At 66.7% G+C, this 16909-nt stretch carries 13 protein-coding genes; 10 read left to right on the top strand and 3 right to left on the bottom strand.

The genetic code is table 11. The features are described from left to right. Positions 1-123 precede the first annotated feature (123 nt). The 7 genes from gcvP (at position 124) to AC5RWA_RS05785 (ending at position 10032) form a co-directional block, all read left to right on the top strand. Positions 124-2976, top strand: a complete 2853-nt coding sequence (gene gcvP, locus AC5RWA_RS05815) for an aminomethyl-transferring glycine dehydrogenase (RefSeq protein WP_494056894.1) — start codon at positions 124-126, stop codon at positions 2974-2976. 73 nt (positions 2977-3049) lie between these two features. Then, positions 3050-4198 (top strand): glycine cleavage system aminomethyltransferase GcvT, encoded by a 1149-nt coding sequence (gene gcvT, locus AC5RWA_RS05810; protein ID WP_494056893.1) that lies wholly within the window; start codon positions 3050-3052, stop codon positions 4196-4198. 82 nt (positions 4199-4280) lie between these two features. Next, the gene (gene gcvH / locus AC5RWA_RS05805; protein WP_275730844.1) at positions 4281-4664 is read left to right on the top strand and encodes a glycine cleavage system protein GcvH; all 384 of its coding nucleotides are present in this window, start codon (positions 4281-4283) and stop codon (positions 4662-4664) included. Next, the gene (glyA, locus tag AC5RWA_RS05800) at positions 4661-5986 is read left to right on the top strand and encodes a serine hydroxymethyltransferase (RefSeq protein WP_494056892.1); all 1326 of its coding nucleotides are present in this window, start codon (positions 4661-4663) and stop codon (positions 5984-5986) included. Before gcvH ends, glyA begins: the two co-directional genes overlap by 4 nt. A 102-nt stretch (positions 5987-6088) precedes the next feature. Next, positions 6089-7531, top strand: a complete 1443-nt coding sequence (locus AC5RWA_RS05795) for an L-serine ammonia-lyase (protein WP_494056891.1) — start codon at positions 6089-6091, stop codon at positions 7529-7531. A 52-nt stretch (positions 7532-7583) separates the two neighbouring features. After that, positions 7584-8597: a lipoyl synthase gene (lipA, locus tag AC5RWA_RS05790; RefSeq protein ID WP_115524093.1), complete on the top strand. Its 1014-nt coding sequence runs from the start codon at positions 7584-7586 to the stop codon at positions 8595-8597. A 130-nt stretch (positions 8598-8727) separates the two neighbouring features. Next, positions 8728-10032 carry an MFS transporter gene (locus tag AC5RWA_RS05785; RefSeq protein WP_494056890.1) on the top strand — a complete coding sequence of 435 codons (1305 nt, stop codon included), beginning with the start codon at positions 8728-8730 and terminating at the stop codon, positions 10030-10032. A 58-nt stretch (positions 10033-10090) separates the two neighbouring features. Here AC5RWA_RS05785 and AC5RWA_RS05780 read toward each other — a convergent pair whose 3' ends face one another. The 3 genes from AC5RWA_RS05780 to AC5RWA_RS05770 form a co-directional block, all read right to left on the bottom strand. Beyond that, positions 10091-12436, bottom strand: a complete 2346-nt coding sequence (locus AC5RWA_RS05780) for a glycoside hydrolase family 65 protein (protein ID WP_494056889.1) — start codon at positions 12434-12436, stop codon at positions 10091-10093. Between the two features lie 132 nt (positions 12437-12568). Then, on the bottom strand, positions 12569-13306 hold the full coding sequence (locus AC5RWA_RS05775; RefSeq protein ID WP_494056888.1) for an HAD family hydrolase: 738 nt from the start codon (positions 13304-13306) through the stop codon (positions 12569-12571). A gap of 433 nt (positions 13307-13739) precedes the next feature. Continuing rightward, positions 13740-14357 carry an alpha/beta hydrolase gene (locus AC5RWA_RS05770; RefSeq protein ID WP_494056887.1) on the bottom strand — a complete coding sequence of 206 codons (618 nt, stop codon included), beginning with the start codon at positions 14355-14357 and terminating at the stop codon, positions 13740-13742. Between the two features lie 234 nt (positions 14358-14591). Between AC5RWA_RS05770 and AC5RWA_RS05765 the strand changes: the two genes are divergently transcribed. The 3 genes from AC5RWA_RS05765 to AC5RWA_RS05755 all read left to right on the top strand — a co-directional run bounded on the left by AC5RWA_RS05765 (position 14592) and on the right by AC5RWA_RS05755 (position 16909). Then, a complete protein-coding gene (locus AC5RWA_RS05765) occupies positions 14592-14849 on the top strand; it encodes a DUF6458 family protein (RefSeq protein ID WP_079598619.1) in 258 nt (85 codons plus the stop codon). 276 nt (positions 14850-15125) lie between these two features. Then, positions 15126-15932 (top strand): DeoR/GlpR family DNA-binding transcription regulator, encoded by an 807-nt coding sequence (locus AC5RWA_RS05760; protein WP_494056886.1) that lies wholly within the window; start codon positions 15126-15128, stop codon positions 15930-15932. Next, positions 15929-16909 (top strand): 1-phosphofructokinase family hexose kinase, encoded by a 981-nt coding sequence (locus tag AC5RWA_RS05755; RefSeq protein WP_494056885.1) that lies wholly within the window; start codon positions 15929-15931, stop codon positions 16907-16909. Before AC5RWA_RS05760 ends, AC5RWA_RS05755 begins: the two co-directional genes overlap by 4 nt.

Below are 16909 nucleotides of genomic sequence, written 5' to 3'. Positions count from 1 at the left end.
CGACGGTGCAAGGGGGGCCCTGCCACAAACAGGCTCCACCGGAATCTCTCAGGTCCAATACAGAGCGGGGAGGAACCCAAACCATGCCGCGCCACCCGTGGCCGGCCAGACCTGGAGTTCCTCATGACGATTCAATCCCTTCCATCGACTTTTGCCGACCGGCACATCGGCGCGCGCCGCCAGGCCGACGTCGACGCGATGCTCAAAGCCGTGGGCTACGACAGCGTGGACGGTCTCGTGGACGTTGCCGTCCCTGCCTCGATCCGCCAGGACAAGGCCCTCCGGCTGGCAGCCGCCATGAGCGAGGTTGAGGTCCTGGCCGAGCTGCGCCGGATCGCCGCCAAAAACAAGACCGCGGTCCAGATGATCGGCCAGGGCTACTACGACACCATCACCCCGGCCGTCATCCGCCGCAACGTCCTGGAAGCGCCGGCCTGGTACACGGCCTACACCCCCTACCAGCCTGAAATTTCCCAGGGCCGGCTTGAGGCGCTGCTGAACTTCCAGACCATGGTCCAGGACCTGACCGCGCTTCCGGTCGCCAACGCCTCGCTGTTGGACGAAGCCACCGCCGTGGCAGAGGCCGTGCTGCTGATGCGCCGGGCCAATAAGAATAAGGACGCCAAGGACGGCAAGACCGTCCTGGATGCCGATTGCCTTCCCCAGACCATTGCCATCGTCCAGGGCCGCGCCGAGGCGCTCGGTTTCGAGGTGGAGGTCGCCGACCTGTCCAACGGACTGCCCGACGGCGCCATCAACGGCATCGTGCTGCAGCAGCCCGGCGTCTCGGGCCGGGTGTGGGACCAGTCGGCGGTCATCGCTGAAGCCAAGGAACGCGGCTCCCTCGTCACCGTCGCTGCCGACCTCCTCGCCCTCACCCTGATCACCCCTCCAGGCGAGCAGGGCGCCGACATCGCCGTCGGCTCCACCCAGCGCTTTGGCGTTCCGCTGTTCTTCGGCGGCCCGCACGCAGCCTACATGGCCGTCCGGACCGGCATGGAACGCACCCTGCCGGGCCGCATCGTCGGCGTGTCCAAGGACAATGCAGGCGCCCCCGCCTACCGTCTCGCGCTGCAGACCCGCGAGCAGCACATCCGCCGGGAAAAGGCGACCTCGAACATCTGCACCGCCCAGGCGCTGCTCGCCATCGTGTCCTCCTTCTACGCCGTTTACCACGGCCCGGACGGGTTGAAGGCCATCGCCGAGAGGGTCCACAACAACACCCGGGTGCTCGCCACCGCCCTCGCCAAGGTGGGCCGGGAGCTCGTCAGCGACTCCTTCTTCGACACCCTTACCGTCCGTGTCCCCGGCAAGGCCCGCAAGGCCATCACCGCGGCTGAGGCCCGGGGCATCAACCTGCGCTTCGTCGACGAAGACACTGTGGGTGTTTCCATCGATGAGACGACGACGGCGGCAACACTTTCCGCTGTTGCCGTCGCCTTTGGCGCCGGTCCCATCGGGGACGCACAGGGCTACGAGCTGCCCGAAACGGTGCTCCGCACCTCGGGCTACCTGCAGCACCCGGTGTTCAACACCCACCGCTCCGAGACCCAGCTGCTGCGGTACATCCGCCGCCTTTCGGACCGGGATCTCGCGCTGGACCGCACCATGATCCCGCTGGGTTCGTGCACCATGAAGCTGAACGCCACCGTGGAGATGGAAGCCATTTCCTGGCCGGAGTTCGCCTCGATCCACCCCTTCGCCCCCGACTCGCAGACCGAGGGCTGGCGCGAACTGATTGAAGGCCTGGAAGCCGACCTCACCGAGATCACCGGCTACGACCAGGTGTCCATCCAGCCCAACGCCGGATCCCAGGGTGAGTTGGCAGGGCTGCTGGCGATCCGCGGCTACCACCTGTCACGCGGCGACGACCAGCGCAACGTCTGCCTGATCCCGGCCTCCGCGCACGGCACCAACGCTGCCTCCGCGGTCCTGGCCGGCATGAAGGTTGTTGTGGTGGCCACCGCCGCCGACGGAACCATCGACCACGCGGACCTGACCGCGAAGATCGAGGCCAACAGGGACGTCCTGTCCTGCATCATGATCACCTACCCCTCCACCCACGGTGTGTACGACGCCGACGTCCGCGAGGTCTGCGACGCCATCCACGCCGCGGGCGGGCAGGTCTACGTCGACGGGGCAAACCTCAACGCCCTGGTCGGTTTGGCTCAACCCGGCAAGTTCGGCGGCGACGTGTCCCACCTGAACCTGCACAAGACCTTCTGCATCCCGCACGGCGGCGGCGGCCCCGGCGTCGGACCCGTAGCTGCCAAGGCACACCTGGCACCCTTCATGCCGGGCGACGCCAACAAAGCCGCGCATGAGGAGGGCCACGGCGTGGCCATCAGCGCGTCACGATACGGCTCCGCCGGTGTCCTCCCCATTTCATGGGCCTACGTGAAGCTGATGGGCGGCGAGGGCCTGACCGAGGCAACGAAGGCCGCACTCCTGGCGGCCAACTACGTCGCTTCCCGGCTGAACGAGTTTTTCCCGGTCCTGTACACCGGTGAGGGCGGGCTCGTGGCGCACGAGTGCATCCTGGACCTGCGCGAACTGACCGCGAAGACGGGTGTCACCGCCGAGGACGTGGCCAAGCGGCTCATCGATTTCGGCTTCCACGCCCCCACCCTCGCATTCCCGGTGGCCGGGACGCTGATGGTGGAGCCCACCGAGTCCGAGGACCTCGCCGAGATCGACCGCTTCATCGACGCGATGATCACCATCCGCGCCGAAATCGATCAGGTGGCCGCCGGGGACTTCACCCTGGAAAACTCGCCGCTGCGCAACGCACCCCACACGGCAGCCGCCGTCGTCAGCTCTGACTGGGACCGCGCCTACCCGCGCGAGCAGGCCGCCTTCCCTGTCTCTGCACTGCGGCAGGACAAGTACTTCCCGCCCGTCGGCCGCATCGACGGCGCAGCCGGGGACCGCAACCTCATCTGCTCCTGCCCGCCGCTCGAAGACTTCGAAAACTAATTCGCCCGTTGGTTGAGCCTGTCGAAACCTGGATCTCGACAGGCTCAACCACCGGCAACAGTAAGGATTCCTGATGACCGAGAAATACACTGCCCTGTTCGAGCAGCACAAAAAAGCCGGCGCCTCCTTTACGGACTTCGGTGGCTGGCAGATGCCGCTCAAGTACGCATCAGAGCTGGCGGAACACCACGCGGTCCGCAATGCTGCCGGGTTGTTCGACCTGTCCCACATGGGTGAAGTCTGGGTGACCGGTCCCGACGCCGCAGCGTTCCTGGACTACGCCCTGGCCGGAAAACTCTCCGCGGTTGCCGTCGGCAAGGCGAAGTACTCACTGATCTGCGACGCCGACGGCGGCATCATCGACGACCTCATCACCTACCGCCGCCCTTCGCCGGAGGAAGGCGTGGACCAGTACCTGGTGGTTCCCAACGCGGGCAATGCCGCCGTCGTGGCCAGGGCGCTCCTGGAGCGGGCGGCGGACTTCGATGTCGCCGTCGATGACGCCTCTGCCGACATTTCGCTGATCGCCATCCAGGGACCGGCGGCCGAAGAAATCCTGCTGAAGCTCGTCCCGGCGCACCAGCACCCGCTGGTCACGGAACTCAAGTACTACGCCGCCGTTGAGGTGGGCATCACCGTCAGCGGTGCGGTCCAGGATCTCCTTGTGGCCCGCACCGGGTACACCGGCGAGGACGGCTTCGAGATCTACATTGGCAACCTGGACGCGGCCGGGCTCTGGGACGCGCTGCTGGAAGCAGGTGAAGGCTCCGGCCTGATCCCCGCCGGCCTCGCCGCCCGCGACTCGCTCCGCCTTGAAGCCGGCATGCCGCTGTACGGGAATGAGTTGTCCCGCCACGTGAACGCCTACTCCGCGGGCCTCGGCCCCGTTGTGTCGCTCACCAAGGAGAGCGACTTCGTGGGCAAGGAGGCGCTGGCCTCAATCAAGGCTGCCGGATTCGGATCAACGGTCGGCCAAAAGCTGGTGGGCCTCAAGGGAACCGGCCGCCGCGCTGCCCGGGCCCACTACCCCGTCCTCAAGGACGGCACCCTGGTAGGGGAAGTCACCTCCGGCCAGCCCAGCCCGACGCTCGGCTACCCCGTGGCCATGGCCTACGTCGACGTCGAATTCGCCACCCCCGGCACCGTCCTGGACATCGACCTCCGCGGCAAGCCAGAGAAGTTCGAGGTCGTTGAACTCCCGTTCTACAAGCGCGACAGGTAGCCCTCCGACGCTCTCTCACCTTTCGCAGGTTTGAACCAAACGCTCTTTCACTTTTCACACTCCAAGAACTAAGGAATTACACATGAGCAAAGTTGTTGCTGAACTGAAGTACTCCGCCGAGCACGAATGGGTTGCCGGTGACGGGTCCGGGCCCACGGGGGTAGGGATTTCCGCTGTCGCTGCCGACGCCCTGGGTGACATTGTGTACGTGGACCTCCCCGAGGTTGGCTCCACGGTTACTGCCGGCGAAACCTGCGGCGAGGTGGAATCCACCAAGTCTGTCTCCGACCTCTACGCCCCGGTCACCGGCGAGGTCGTCGAGATCAACGACGGCGTCGTCTCGGACCCCGCCCTCATCAACACCGACCCTTACGGTGCCGGCTGGCTCTTCAAGGTGGCGGTCACTGAAGAAGGCCCGCTCATGTCCGCTGAAGAGTACGCCGCAGCCAACGGCGGCGAGCTGTGAGCGGCACCGCTGCCGTAACGGCAGCCTTCGAGCAGGTCATCTCCCCGTCCCTGGACGCAGACCTGTCCGAGCTGGACCCTGAGATCGCCGCAAAGATCGACGACGAACTGGGCCGCCAGCGCGACGGCCTGGAATTGATCGCGTCCGAGAACCACACGGCCGCTGCTGTCATGCAGGCGCAGGGCTCCGTGCTGACCAACAAGTACGCCGAGGGTTACCCGGGCAAGCGCTACTACGGCGGCTGCGAACACGTGGACGTGATCGAGCAGTTGGCGATCGACCGCGTCAAGGCCCTTTTCGGCGCCGAGTACGCGAACGTCCAGCCGCACTCCGGCGCCCAGGCGAACGCGTCAGTCATGCACGCGCTGATCAAGCCGGGCGACACCATCATGGGCCTGAACCTGGCCCACGGCGGGCACCTCACCCACGGCATGAAGATCAACTTCTCCGGCAAGCTCTACAACGTGGTTCCGTACCAGGTCCGCGAAGACACCCACACCATTGACATGGCAGAGGTGGAGCGCCTGGCCCAGGAGCACAAGCCGCAGCTGATCGTGGCCGGCTGGTCCGCCTACGCACGGCAGCTGGACTTCGCCGAATTCCGCCGCATCGCCGATTCGGTGGGCGCCTACCTGATGGTGGACATGGCCCACTTCGCCGGCCTGGTTGCCGCCGGACTGCACCCCTCCCCCGTGCCGCACGCGCACGTCACCACGTCCACCACGCACAAGACCCTCGCCGGTCCACGCGGCGGCATCATCCTGTCCAACGACGCCGACGTGGCCAAGAAGATCAACTCGGCAGTGTTCCCGGGCCAGCAGGGCGGGCCACTCGAGCACGTCATCGCCGGCAAAGCCGTGGCGTTCAAGATCGCGGCGTCTGCCGAGTTCAAGGAACGCCAGGAGCGCGTCCTGGCCGGTGCCCGCATTCTGGCAGAGCGCCTGGTCCAGCCCGACGTCACCGCCAAGGGCATCAACGTGATCTCCGGCGGCACCGACGTCCACCTGGTCCTGGTTGACCTGCGCAACTGCGAACTCGACGGCCAGCAGGCCGAAGACCGGCTCGCGGCGATCGACATCACGGTCAACCGCAACGCCGTCCCCTTCGACCCCCGCCCGCCCATGGTCACCTCCGGCCTCCGCATCGGCACGCCCGCACTCGCCACCCGCGGCTTCGGCGAAGCAGCGTTCCGCGAGGTTGCGGACATCATCGCCGAGGCCTTAACGGCCGACGCCGATACGGACCTTTCCGGGCTGCGGAACCGCGTCGAGGCCCTGGCTGCAGCCCACCCCCTCTACCCGGGCATAGCACCGCTTAGCTGAACCGGCAAGGTTTCGACAGGCTCAACCACCGGTGGTTGAGCCTGTCGAAACCCCGGCCCCGCTGTTCCTTTCCCCTTCTCCATTCAGTTAGGAAGACCTGCCATGGCTGTTGGAGTCTTTGATCTCTTTTCGATTGGGATCGGGCCTTCGAGTTCCCATACTGTGGGGCCGATGCGGGCTGCTGCTATGTTTGCGGAGGAGTTGAACGCTTCCGGGGTGCTGGCGGAGGTGGCGGGGTTGCGGGTGGACCTGTACGGGTCGCTGGCCGCGACCGGTCACGGGCACGGGACGATGACCGCGATCCTGTTGGGGTTGGAGGGGTTCCATCCGGAGCTGATCCTGCCCGATGAGGTGGAGGCCCGGCTGGCTGCGATAGCGGAGACCGGTGTGCTGCAGCTGGCCGGGGCGGTGGCATTGCCGTACGGGGTGAAGGACATGGTGCTGCGGCCGTTGACCGTGCTGCCGCGGCACACCAACGGGATGACCTTCACCGTCACCGGCGCAGACGGTCGGGTGCTGCACACGGCGACGTTCTTCTCGGTCGGTGGCGGGTTCATCGTGCGTGAGGGTGAGGAGGACGCGGCGCAGCAGGAGCTGGAGGAGTCGAAGAAGGAACTGCCGCTGCCGTTCCGCACCGCCGCCGAGCTCCTGGAGCACTGCCGCGAAACCGGGCTGGGCATCAGCGATGTCATGCTGGTCAACGAGAAGGCCTCCCGCACGGAGGAGGACATCCGCGCCGGGCTGCTGCATATCTGGTCCGTGATGGAGGACTGCGTTCACACGTCGTTGAAGCGTGAGGGGGTGCTGCCGGGCGGGCTGAAGGTCCGCCGCCGGGCCCCTGACTGGTACCAGCGGCTGAAGAAGGAAAGCTCACGCCTGGAACCTGGCACCCCGGACAGTGACGGCCAGACCCAGGACTTCCACGACCCGAAGTACTGGCAGGAGTGGGTGAACCTGATCGCCCTGGCCGTGAACGAGGAGAACGCCTCGGGCGGGCGGGTGGTGACCGCCCCGACCAACGGCGCGGCCGGGATCATCCCGGCGGTGCTGTTCTACGCGCTGCATTTCGCCCCGGGCATGGACCAGGCCGGCCAGCAGGACCGCGACGACGTCGTGGTGAAGTTCCTGCTCGCGGCCGGTGCCGTCGGGGTGCTCTACAAGGAACAGGCGTCCATTTCCGGGGCGGAGGTGGGCTGCCAGGGCGAGGTGGGGTCGGCGTCGTCGATGGCGGCCGCGGGCCTGGCCGAGGTGATGGGCGGGTCCCCGGCGCAGGTGGAAAACGCCGCGGAAATCGCGATGGAACACAACCTGGGCCTGACGTGTGACCCGATCGGCGGGCTGGTCCAGGTCCCGTGCATCGAACGGAACGCGATCGCCGCCGCGAAAGCGATCAACGCCGCGAAAATGGCGCTCTGGGGCGACGGCACCCACCGCGTCTCCCTCGACGAGGTCATCATCACCATGCGCGAAACCGGCAAGGACATGTCCTCCAAATACAAGGAAACCGCCATGGGCGGCCTCGCCGTCAACGTCGTCGAATGCTAGCAACCGCTGCCGGCCGGAGCACAACAACCCCGCACGAACAAAGGAAACAACCATGACACTGGCACCTGAAGGCCGGAAGATGCTGCGGATCGAGCAGCGCAATGCGGCCACCCCGGTGGAGCGCAAGCCGGACTGGATCAAGGCCAAGGTCCAGATGGGCCCGGAGTTCGTCGGGCTGAAAAACCTGGTGAAAAAGGAAGGCCTGCACACCGTCTGCGAAGAAGCCGGCTGCCCCAACATCTTCGAATGCTGGGAAGACAAGGAAGCCACCTTCCTGATCGGCGGCTCCGAATGCACCCGCCGCTGCGACTTCTGCCAGATCGACACCGGCAAACCCTCCCCCGTGGACCGGTTCGAACCCACCAAGGTGGCCCGCTCCGTCCAGGCCATGCAGCTGCGCTACGCCACCGTCACCGGCGTGGCCCGCGATGACCTCGAAGACGAAGGCGTCTGGCTCTACGCCGAAACCGTCCGCAAAATCCACGAACTGAACCCCGGCACCGGCGTCGAACTGCTCATCCCGGACTTCTCCGGCAAACCCGAGCACATCGCCGCGATCTGCGACTCCAAGCCCGAAGTGTTCGCGCATAACGTCGAAACCGTGCCCCGCATCTTCAAGCGGATCCGCCCCGCGTTCCGGTACGACCGGTCCCTGGACGTCATCACCCAGGGCCGGAACCTGGGCATGGTCACCAAATCCAACCTGATCCTGGGCATGGGCGAAACCCGCGAGGAAATCTCCGAAGCCCTCCGCGACCTGCACGCCGCCGGCTGCGACCTGATCACCATCACCCAATACCTGCGCCCCTCCGAACGCCACCTGCCCGTGGACCGCTGGGTCAAACCCCAGGAATTCGTGGACCTCCAGCAGGAAGCGGACGAGATCGGCTTCCTCGGCGTCATGTCCGGGCCCCTGGTCCGCTCCTCCTACCGCGCCGGCCGGCTCTGGGCCACCGCGATGCGCAAAAAAGGCCGCGACATCCCCGCCGCCCTCGCCCACATCGCCGACGGCATCCAGGACTCCGGCACCACACGCCAGGAAGCCAGCACCCTCCTCGCCGGCTAAGGCGAAGCAACGCAGGGTCAGAACAGGCCCAAAGAACGGCGGACATTGGGCCGGGAGTGACCCCGCGTTGCCTTCGGGAGGGGGTTTCGGGCCGGTCCCCGGCTGTCGCCCAGAGCCTAGAATTAACCCCATGCCCGCCCCCAAAGCCCTGCGCCCGTTTGCCCACCGTGAGTACCGGGTCCTGATCGCAGCGCTGGCCATTTCCATCTTCGGCTCGGGCATGTGGGCCGTGGCCATGGTTTACCAGGTAATCCACCTGGGCGGCGGACCGCTTGAACTCTCCATGGTGGCGGCTGCCGGCAGCATCGGCCTGGTGGCGTTCGTCCTGGCCGGCGGCATCGCAGCCGACCGGATCCCGCAGCGCCAGCTGATCATCGCCGTCGAAGGCGCCAACCTGGCGGTTATCGCAACCATCAGCGGACTGGCGATAACCGGTTGGCTGCAGCTGTGGCATGTTGCGGCGGGCGCGTTCGTCCTGGGCGTCGGCGCCGCCTTCTTCTTCCCCGCCTATTCGGCCATCCTGCCGCGCATCCTCCCTGCCGAGGACCTGCTGGCAGCCAACGGCATGGAAGGCACCATGCGGCCGGTCCTCCAGCAGGCTGCAGGCCCTGCCGTGGCGGGCATCCTGGTGGCCGCCCTCTCGCCGTCGCATGCGGTGACGGGTGTGGCCATGTGCCACCTGCTGGCATTCATCGTGCTGAACTTCCTGGGCCGCCATACCCTGGCCACGCAGCACGGCGGGCATGGACAGACCCCCGGGGAGCACCGGAAACAGTCATTCTTGAATGACCTTCGCGAGGGCGTCAGCTACACCCTGCGTACGCCGTGGCTGCTCTGGACCCTGATCTGGGCATGCATCTCCGTGCTGTTCCTTATCGGCCCCATCGAGGTGCTGCTCCCGTTCGTGGTGCGCGACCAGCTGGGCGGCGACTCCAGCATGTTCGGCTTCCTGTTGGCCGTCATGGGCGTCGGCGCGGCAGCGGGCTCCCTCGTCACGGCGTCGCTTCGGCTGCCGCGGCGCTACCTCACGGTGATGATGGTGTCCTGGGGAATCGGCAGCATGCCGCTGGCGGCCGTCGGCCTCATGGACAATTTCTGGGTCATGGCCGCAGCCCTGTTTGTGTGGGGCGTGACCGGCAGCGTGGGCATGGTCATCTGGGGCACGCTGCTCCAGCGGCGTGTTCCGCCCCACCTGCTGGGCCGGGTTTCCAGCCTGGATTTCTTCGTGTCGCTCGCCCTGATGCCGGTGTCCATGGCCCTGGCCGGCCCCGCGGCGGAGGTCCTGCCCATCTGGCTGATCTTCCTGCTGGCCGGCGGCGTCTGCCCCGTCATGGCGGTGGTCGCCATGGCAGTGGCAAGGATGCCCGACGACGAACTGGCCCACCCCCTGGACCGGTCACCCGAGGTGGAACGGACGACGGCGGCAGGAGAGTGAGGCGGCGGCCAGCCGCCGCCTCCTCCCCCGCTTAGCCCGCGCTGGGGTGGGCAGCGGCTCAGCTGTGGCCGCGCACCACCGGGATGCTCGCCGTCGGAAGTCCGCTCGGGAAGACCGTGGGCTCCGGTTCAATGACGGGCTCAAGTGCCACCCGGACCGGCTCGGCCCCAACAGACAGCCGCTGGCCGCGGACATCCACCTCGAGTGTTTCGCCGTCCTGGACTGTCAGCGTCAGCGAACCGGACGCGAGCTGCACGAGCAGCAGCCGGCCCCGGATCTTGAGGTGGAAGGTCAGCCCGTTCCACTCAGCCGGCAGGCGCGGGTCAAAGTAGGGCACCGGCCCCTGGTCGCGGAGGCCGGCAAAGCCGCAGACGAGCGAGCTCCACACCCCGCCAGTGGAGGCGATGTGCACGCCGTCGATGGTGTTGCCGTGGGTGTCATCAAGGTCGATGAACACGGCATTGGTGAAGTGGTCCAGTGCTTCCTTGGAGTACCCCACCTCGGCGGCCATGATGCCCTGCACGCAGGCGGAGAGGGTGGAATCGCCCGTGGTGATGGGGTCGTAGAAGTCGAACGCCCGCTGCTTTTCCTCCGCGGTGAAGTCCTGCCACTGCAGGAACATCGCCAGGACGGTGTCAGCCTGCTTGAGGACCTGGTGGCGGTAGATCACCAGCGGGTGGAAGTGCAGCAGCAGCGGGTATTTGGACCGCGGTGTGGTCCAGTCCCAGGCTTCGAGGGTCATGAAGTCGTTGTCCTGGGAGTGGACCTGCATGCGGTCATCGTACGGCAGCTGCATCAGGTTGGCCGCGGCCTCCCACAGCTGCCGTTCTTCCTGGGTGACGCCGGCATGCTCCAGGGCGGCAGCAGCGCGGAGGTTAAAGCGGGCCATGACGTTCGTGTAGAGGTTGTCGTTGACCACGGCGGTGTACTCGTCCGGGCCGGTGACGCCGTGGATGTGGAAGAGCCCGTCCTTGCCGAAAAAGCCCAGTGAGATCCACATGCGTGCGGTTTCGATCAGCAGCTCGGCACCCATCCCGTCACGGAACGCGGTGTCCCCGGTAGCCCAGAGGTACCTGTTCGTGGCGAAGGCGATCGCTGCGGCAATGTGGAACTGTGCCGTGCCGGCTGCGTAGTAGGCGCTGGCCTCCAGCCCGTTGATGGTGCGCCAGGGGAACAGTGCGCCGTCCACGCTGAGCTCCTTGGCACGGATCCTGGCCTCGGGAAGCATGCCGTGGCGGAACTCCAGGACCTGGCGGGCGCCCTCCGGGTTGGTGTAGGTCATGTACGGCAGGAGGTAAACCTCCTGGTCCCAGAAGTAGTGGCCCTCGTAGCCGGAGCCGGTGACACCCTTCGCGGGGATGCCGGCCACGCCGGCACGTGCAGTGGCCTGGGCCAGCTGGAACAGGTTCCAGCGGATGGCCTGCTGCAGTTCCGGGCTGCCGCCGTCAACCACAATGTCCGAGGTTGCCCAGTAGTCGCGGAAGTGGGCTGCACTCTCGGCGAAGATGTCCTGGACGGACCGGAGGCCTGCTTCGGCCACCTCGGCCGCGTCGATTCCGGCGTCCTGGATTGCCCGCCCGGCCGCATAGCTGACGCTCTTCTCCAGCGTGAAGGGTTGGTCCGCGCTGACGGCCAGCACGTAGCGGACGCTGCTGTCGTCCTGGTCCACCTGGGTGTCGAACGGCTGGTAGCCGGCCGAGGTCCAGTGGTCCACGGCGATGCCCACGCGCTGCTTCGATTCGGCAGCTTCCCAGGCCAGGCGCAGCGAGCCGTCGCCGCCGTCGAGCCGCAGCGGCAGCAGCACCCGGCCGGCGTGGCGGCCGGCCCGGCGGGGATCGTGCACGGAGTGGTCCTCCACCGGCTGGTCCTGGCGGTTGATGACGGATGACGTCACGTCCAGCGCAACGTCGCGGTCGGCCGCCACCTGGAGCGAAATCCCCAGGCTGCCCCGGGAAGCGAAGCCCAGGGCCCTGCGTTCCGTAGTGGTCACGGAGGCGCCGGAGCGGCACTGCCAGGTGATCCGGCACTCGTAGGTTCCGGTGGCGAAATCAACGGAGCGGATGTAGTCCAGCACCTCGGATTCGGCAAGGCTCAGGGTCTCGCCGTCAATGATCACCGTGAAGTTGTTGGCGTCCGGGATGTACAGGATGCGCTGGCCCGTCCTGGCGAAACCAAAAGCGTTCTCGGCGTGCTTGATGTCCCAGATCTCGTGCAGGCCGTTAATAAAGCTGCCCGGCAGGTCGGAGTCGGCGGCAGCCCAGTGGGCACCGCGGATGCCCAGGTGCCCGTTGCCCAGGGAAAAAAGCGTCTCCAGGGTCCCGGCGTCACCCGGTTCGTGGCGTGTTTCCACAAGCTGCCAAGGGGTGTTCGGGAACCGCTCGCGGTCCGCGGTGATGATGGCCATGGTGTTGGGATCCTTAGGCGTGTGCTGTACAACCGGCACGGCCGGCACAGGGTATTCGTAGGGAGGGAGGTGCTTGGATTGCCGCTGCCGGGGGTGGCAGCCGGTGCCGCCCGGGGGAAGGCGGCGGGCGGGCTACGGCAGGAGTTCCTGGAGGTCGTTGACCACCAGGGTTGCCCCGGCGTCCAGGAGAGTTTGCCGTCCGGCGCCACGGTCCACTCCGATGACGGAATAGAAGGATCCGGCCTGGCCGGCCTGCACGCCGGACACGGCATCCTCCACTACCACGCACTCCTCGCTGGGCAACTCCAGCAACCGGGCGGCATAGTCGTAGGTGGCCGGACTGGGTTTTCCGGGCAGCCCTTCCTTCGCAGCCACCACACCGTCCACCACAACGGCGAAGTGGCGGCTCAGGCCGGCAGCTTCGAGGACCGCGGGGGCGTTGCGGGAGGAGGAGACGACGGCGACCTTCAGGCCGCGGTCCAGCGCGGCTTTGAGGAAACGCACTGAGCCCTCGAACGGTTCCACGCCGGCGCTCACGATGTCGTTGAAGATCCGGTTTTTACGGTTGCCCAGGCCCTGGACCGTGGAGTTCGCGGGGTCGTCATCCAAGGAGCCTTCGGGAAGCACGATTCCGCGGGACGCCAGGAAGTCGCGGACACCGTCGAAGCGCGGCTTACCGTCGATGTGGTCAAAGTAGTCGCTTTCGCTGTAGCCGGGCACCTGAGGCTGTGAGGCAAGGTAGCCCTCAAACAGTTCCTGCCATGCCTGCTCATGCACGGTTGCAGTGGGTGTGAGGACTCCATCCAGGTCGAACAGGATGGCGGAAGCCCCGGTCCAGGCGGCGGTCTCGGTTGCGGAAGGTGCAGTCATCAGCAGTACATTGTCCTTTCAGACGGCGGGCAGCCGTGAAGACGGGTTGGTGGCGTAAGTGTTGGCTTCGGTGCCCGGGGTGATCTGCACGTGCGGCGGGCGGCTGCCGGCGTAAGAAGCTGCGGCGCGCGGGGGCCTGCTAATCCAGATACTTCTTCCATGATGGGGCTGTTGGCCCCACGGAACAACCCGGCGGGCAAGCCCTGCCCGGCCGGTGTCGTGCAGGAGAGTGCCTGCAGTGGGACGGCCGGCGCAGGTGTTGCGGCCGCGGCATGGTGCCTGCATGTCACTGGCCTCCTCGTCCGCCCAGTTCAGGGCCGCGCTGTTACGGCCGAAGATGAGTGTAAGCGCTTACAAATTTGGCTGGCAACTGTTTTTTCGACCCGCCGGCCTGGCGCGCCAATGTGACGGAAATCTCGGAGGCGGGCAGCCCCTAGCGCAGGGCGTAGTGCCTGAGGAACGCGCTGACGTCCACCATCTCGGCCTTGGACATGGCATGCCCCATGCCAGGGTAGGTCCGGGCGGTCAGGAGTGTGTTCTTCTCAAGCCAGTCAGCGGTGTGGGCGATGGCGTCTTCATTGATCACCAGGTCCGCCTTGTCGCGGCCCCAGAAGAACGGCGGCTTGGGATCAAATGAGTCGGTCAGCGCCAGGAGCTCGTTGTCCAAAACGAAGCCGGACAGCCCCACCACTGCTTTGTACTCCTGCGGATGCAACCGCAGGAGCGTGCTCGCCATGGCCATCCCCTGCGAATATCCCATCAGGCTGACACTGGTGTGCTGGTCCCTGACGGACCTGATCCAGCCGTGAACCTTGCTGGTGATGGTGATGACGTCGGCGAAATCATTGGCCAGGAAGTAGTCCAGCAGGAACCAGCCATAGTGGTCGCCGATGGGCATCGGCGCCCTCAGCGCGGCGAAGGTGAATTCCGCAGGCAGGTAATCGAAGAGGCGGACCATGCGGGACTCGTCGGTGCCGTAACCGTGCATCATCACCAGCAGCGGAGTTCCTGCGCGCTGGTCCTCCGGCTTGGACCACACAACTGTTTCCATCCGCCCAGCCTAGCGATGCCGGTGACCCCCGGGACAAAGCCCTTGCGTCACTGCTTTCCCTCCTGCACCAGGCCTTTCCGCTGCCGGAGCACCGCGCGGGTCATTGAATCCGGCAACTCCGCGCTGTAGCGTGGCGCCTAACAGCAGCATGCTGAGCAGTTGATACGCAGGCAATACCGTTCCAACAATGCCCTACCGGCGCCGCACTTTCCGCGGCCTATAAAGGAGCACGTTATGAGAATCGGATCGTCAATCTTCCTCATCGCCCTGGGCGCCATCCTCGCCTGGGCCGTGGCCCCAGGACTTATCCCCTTTGTGGACCAGGTCCTGGTGGGCTACATCCTGATGGCCGTGGGCGTTATCGGGCTTATCGCCTCACTCATTCTCGCCTCCCCGGGCCGCAGCAGGCGCGTCAGCGAAACCCGCTCCGTGGTGGACCCCAACACTGGCGAGCGCATCACGCGCAACGAAAGCAGGGACGGCGGAATCTAGCCGGGCCGGAAGCGCCGGGAGAGCGCTGCAGGAGTGACCAGGCACGACGTGCCCCCCAAGCCCGAAAGCCGGGCCGGACCACCATGGTCCGGCCCGGCTTTTTCGCTTGCTCCGTGGCCGCGCTCAGCACTCCCGAATCAGCAGGCATTTTGTTTCGTGTTGGTTTCCGTTGACAAACCAACAGAATCAAAGATAAAGTCAAGTAACTCAACATCATGTGATGCCAGTCACGCCGAGTAATTACCGCAATCCCAGCCACTACGCAACGGAGGGTACGTGTTCGCCGAGGAGCGCCAGCAAAAGATTGCCGAGCTTGTTGCCGGCAGCGGCCGGGTCAGCGTGACCCTCCTGGCCGAGCGCTTCCGCATCACCACCGAAACGGTCCGCCGGGACCTTGCCACCCTCGAAAACGCCGGAACCGTCCGCCGGGTCCATGGTGGCGCCGTGGCGGCCGACCGCTTCAGCACCACCGAGGAAAGCGTCAACGAGCGCGCCATCCAGCGGCCCGACCAAAAGGTCCGGATTGCCGAAGCCGCCCTGGCCCTCATCCCACGCAACTCCCCCGGCAGCGTCCTGATCGACGGCGGCACCACCACGGAAGTCCTGGCGGACATGCTCGCCCGGCGCACCGCCGTCGAACATTCCGATGGCGCCGGGCCACGGCCCGAACTGGTGGCCATCACCCATGCCGTTCCCATCGCCGGGAAGCTCTCCAGTGTTCCCGGGATTGCCCTGCACATCCTGGGCGGGCGGGTTCGCGGCATCACTCAGGTAGCCGTGGGCCAGGCAACCGTAGACGCCGCGGGAAGGATCCGCCCGGACATCGCCTTCGTGGGGACCAACGGCATCCACGCAGGCTTCGGCCTCAGCACCCCCGATCCTGAAGAAGCCGCCGTCAAGGCAGCATTCGTCCACTCGGCACGCCGCATTGTGGTGCTGGCCGATTCCACCAAGCTGGACACGGAAACCCTGGTCCAGTTCGCCTCCCTGAAAGATCTGGACACCTTGATTACAGACAGCGAACCCGGACCTGAACTCGCAGCCGCCCTGGAAGAGGCCGGCGTCGATGTGGTGATCGCATGATCGTCACGTTCACGGCCAACCCCAGCCTGGACCGCACCGTTGCCCTTCCCGGTCCCCTCGAACGCGGTGAGGTGCAGCGCGCCGTCTCCGTCAGCCAGGAATCCGGCGGCAAGGGCGTCAACGTCTCGCGCGCCCTGGTGGCCTCCGGCCTGGAGTCGGTGGCGGTCCTTCCCGGCGCCGACAGCGATCCGGTCCTCGCCGGCCTCCGGGACAGCGCGGTACCCTTCGTCTCCCTGCCGATCGGCGAGCCGCTGCGGACCAACGTTGCGCTCACCGAGCCCGGCGGCGTGACCACCAAGATCAACGAGCCGGGCCCCCTGCTGGACGAAAACCAGCAGGAAGCCCTGATCAAGCTGCTGCTGGAAAGCTCCCGCGGCGCCAGCTGGGTGGTCATGGCCGGCTCCCTGCCTCCGGGCTTCCCCGCAGACTTCTACGCAACGGCGGCCCAGCGCCTCCGTTCCTCCGCCGACGGCGCCGCCCCGCGCATCGCCGTCGACTCATCCGGACAGCCGCTCGCCGCCGCCCTCACTGGCGGGGCGGCGGGCATGCCGGACCTCCTGAAGCCCAACGCCGAAGAACTGGCAGAACTGGCCGCCGCGGCCGGCTTTGCCCCGGCCACCGCTGACGAACTGGAAGCGGACCCGGCGGCTGCAGCGGCAGCCGCCGCTGCCGTCGTACGTACCGGTGTGGGTGCTGTGCTGGCAACTCTCGGATCCAAGGGAGCTGTGCTGGTAACGGCCGACGGCGCGTGGCTGGCCACGCATCCGCCGGTCGCCGCGGTCAGTACGGTGGGCGCGGGCGACTCCGCGCTGGCCGGTTATCTGCTCGCCCACGGCCAGGGCGCCGCCCCGGCCGACTGCCTTCGCCAGGCAGTGGCCCACGGTGCCGCTGCCGCCTCCCTGCCCGGTTCCACCGTTCCGGCAGTTCACCAAACCACCCCGGATGCCGTAACCATCACGGCCCTTCGAAAGGATTGA

It is taken from the genome of Arthrobacter sp. 210 2 (assembly GCF_059093025.1).
This window is presented reverse-complemented; position numbering and strand designations above follow the sequence as displayed.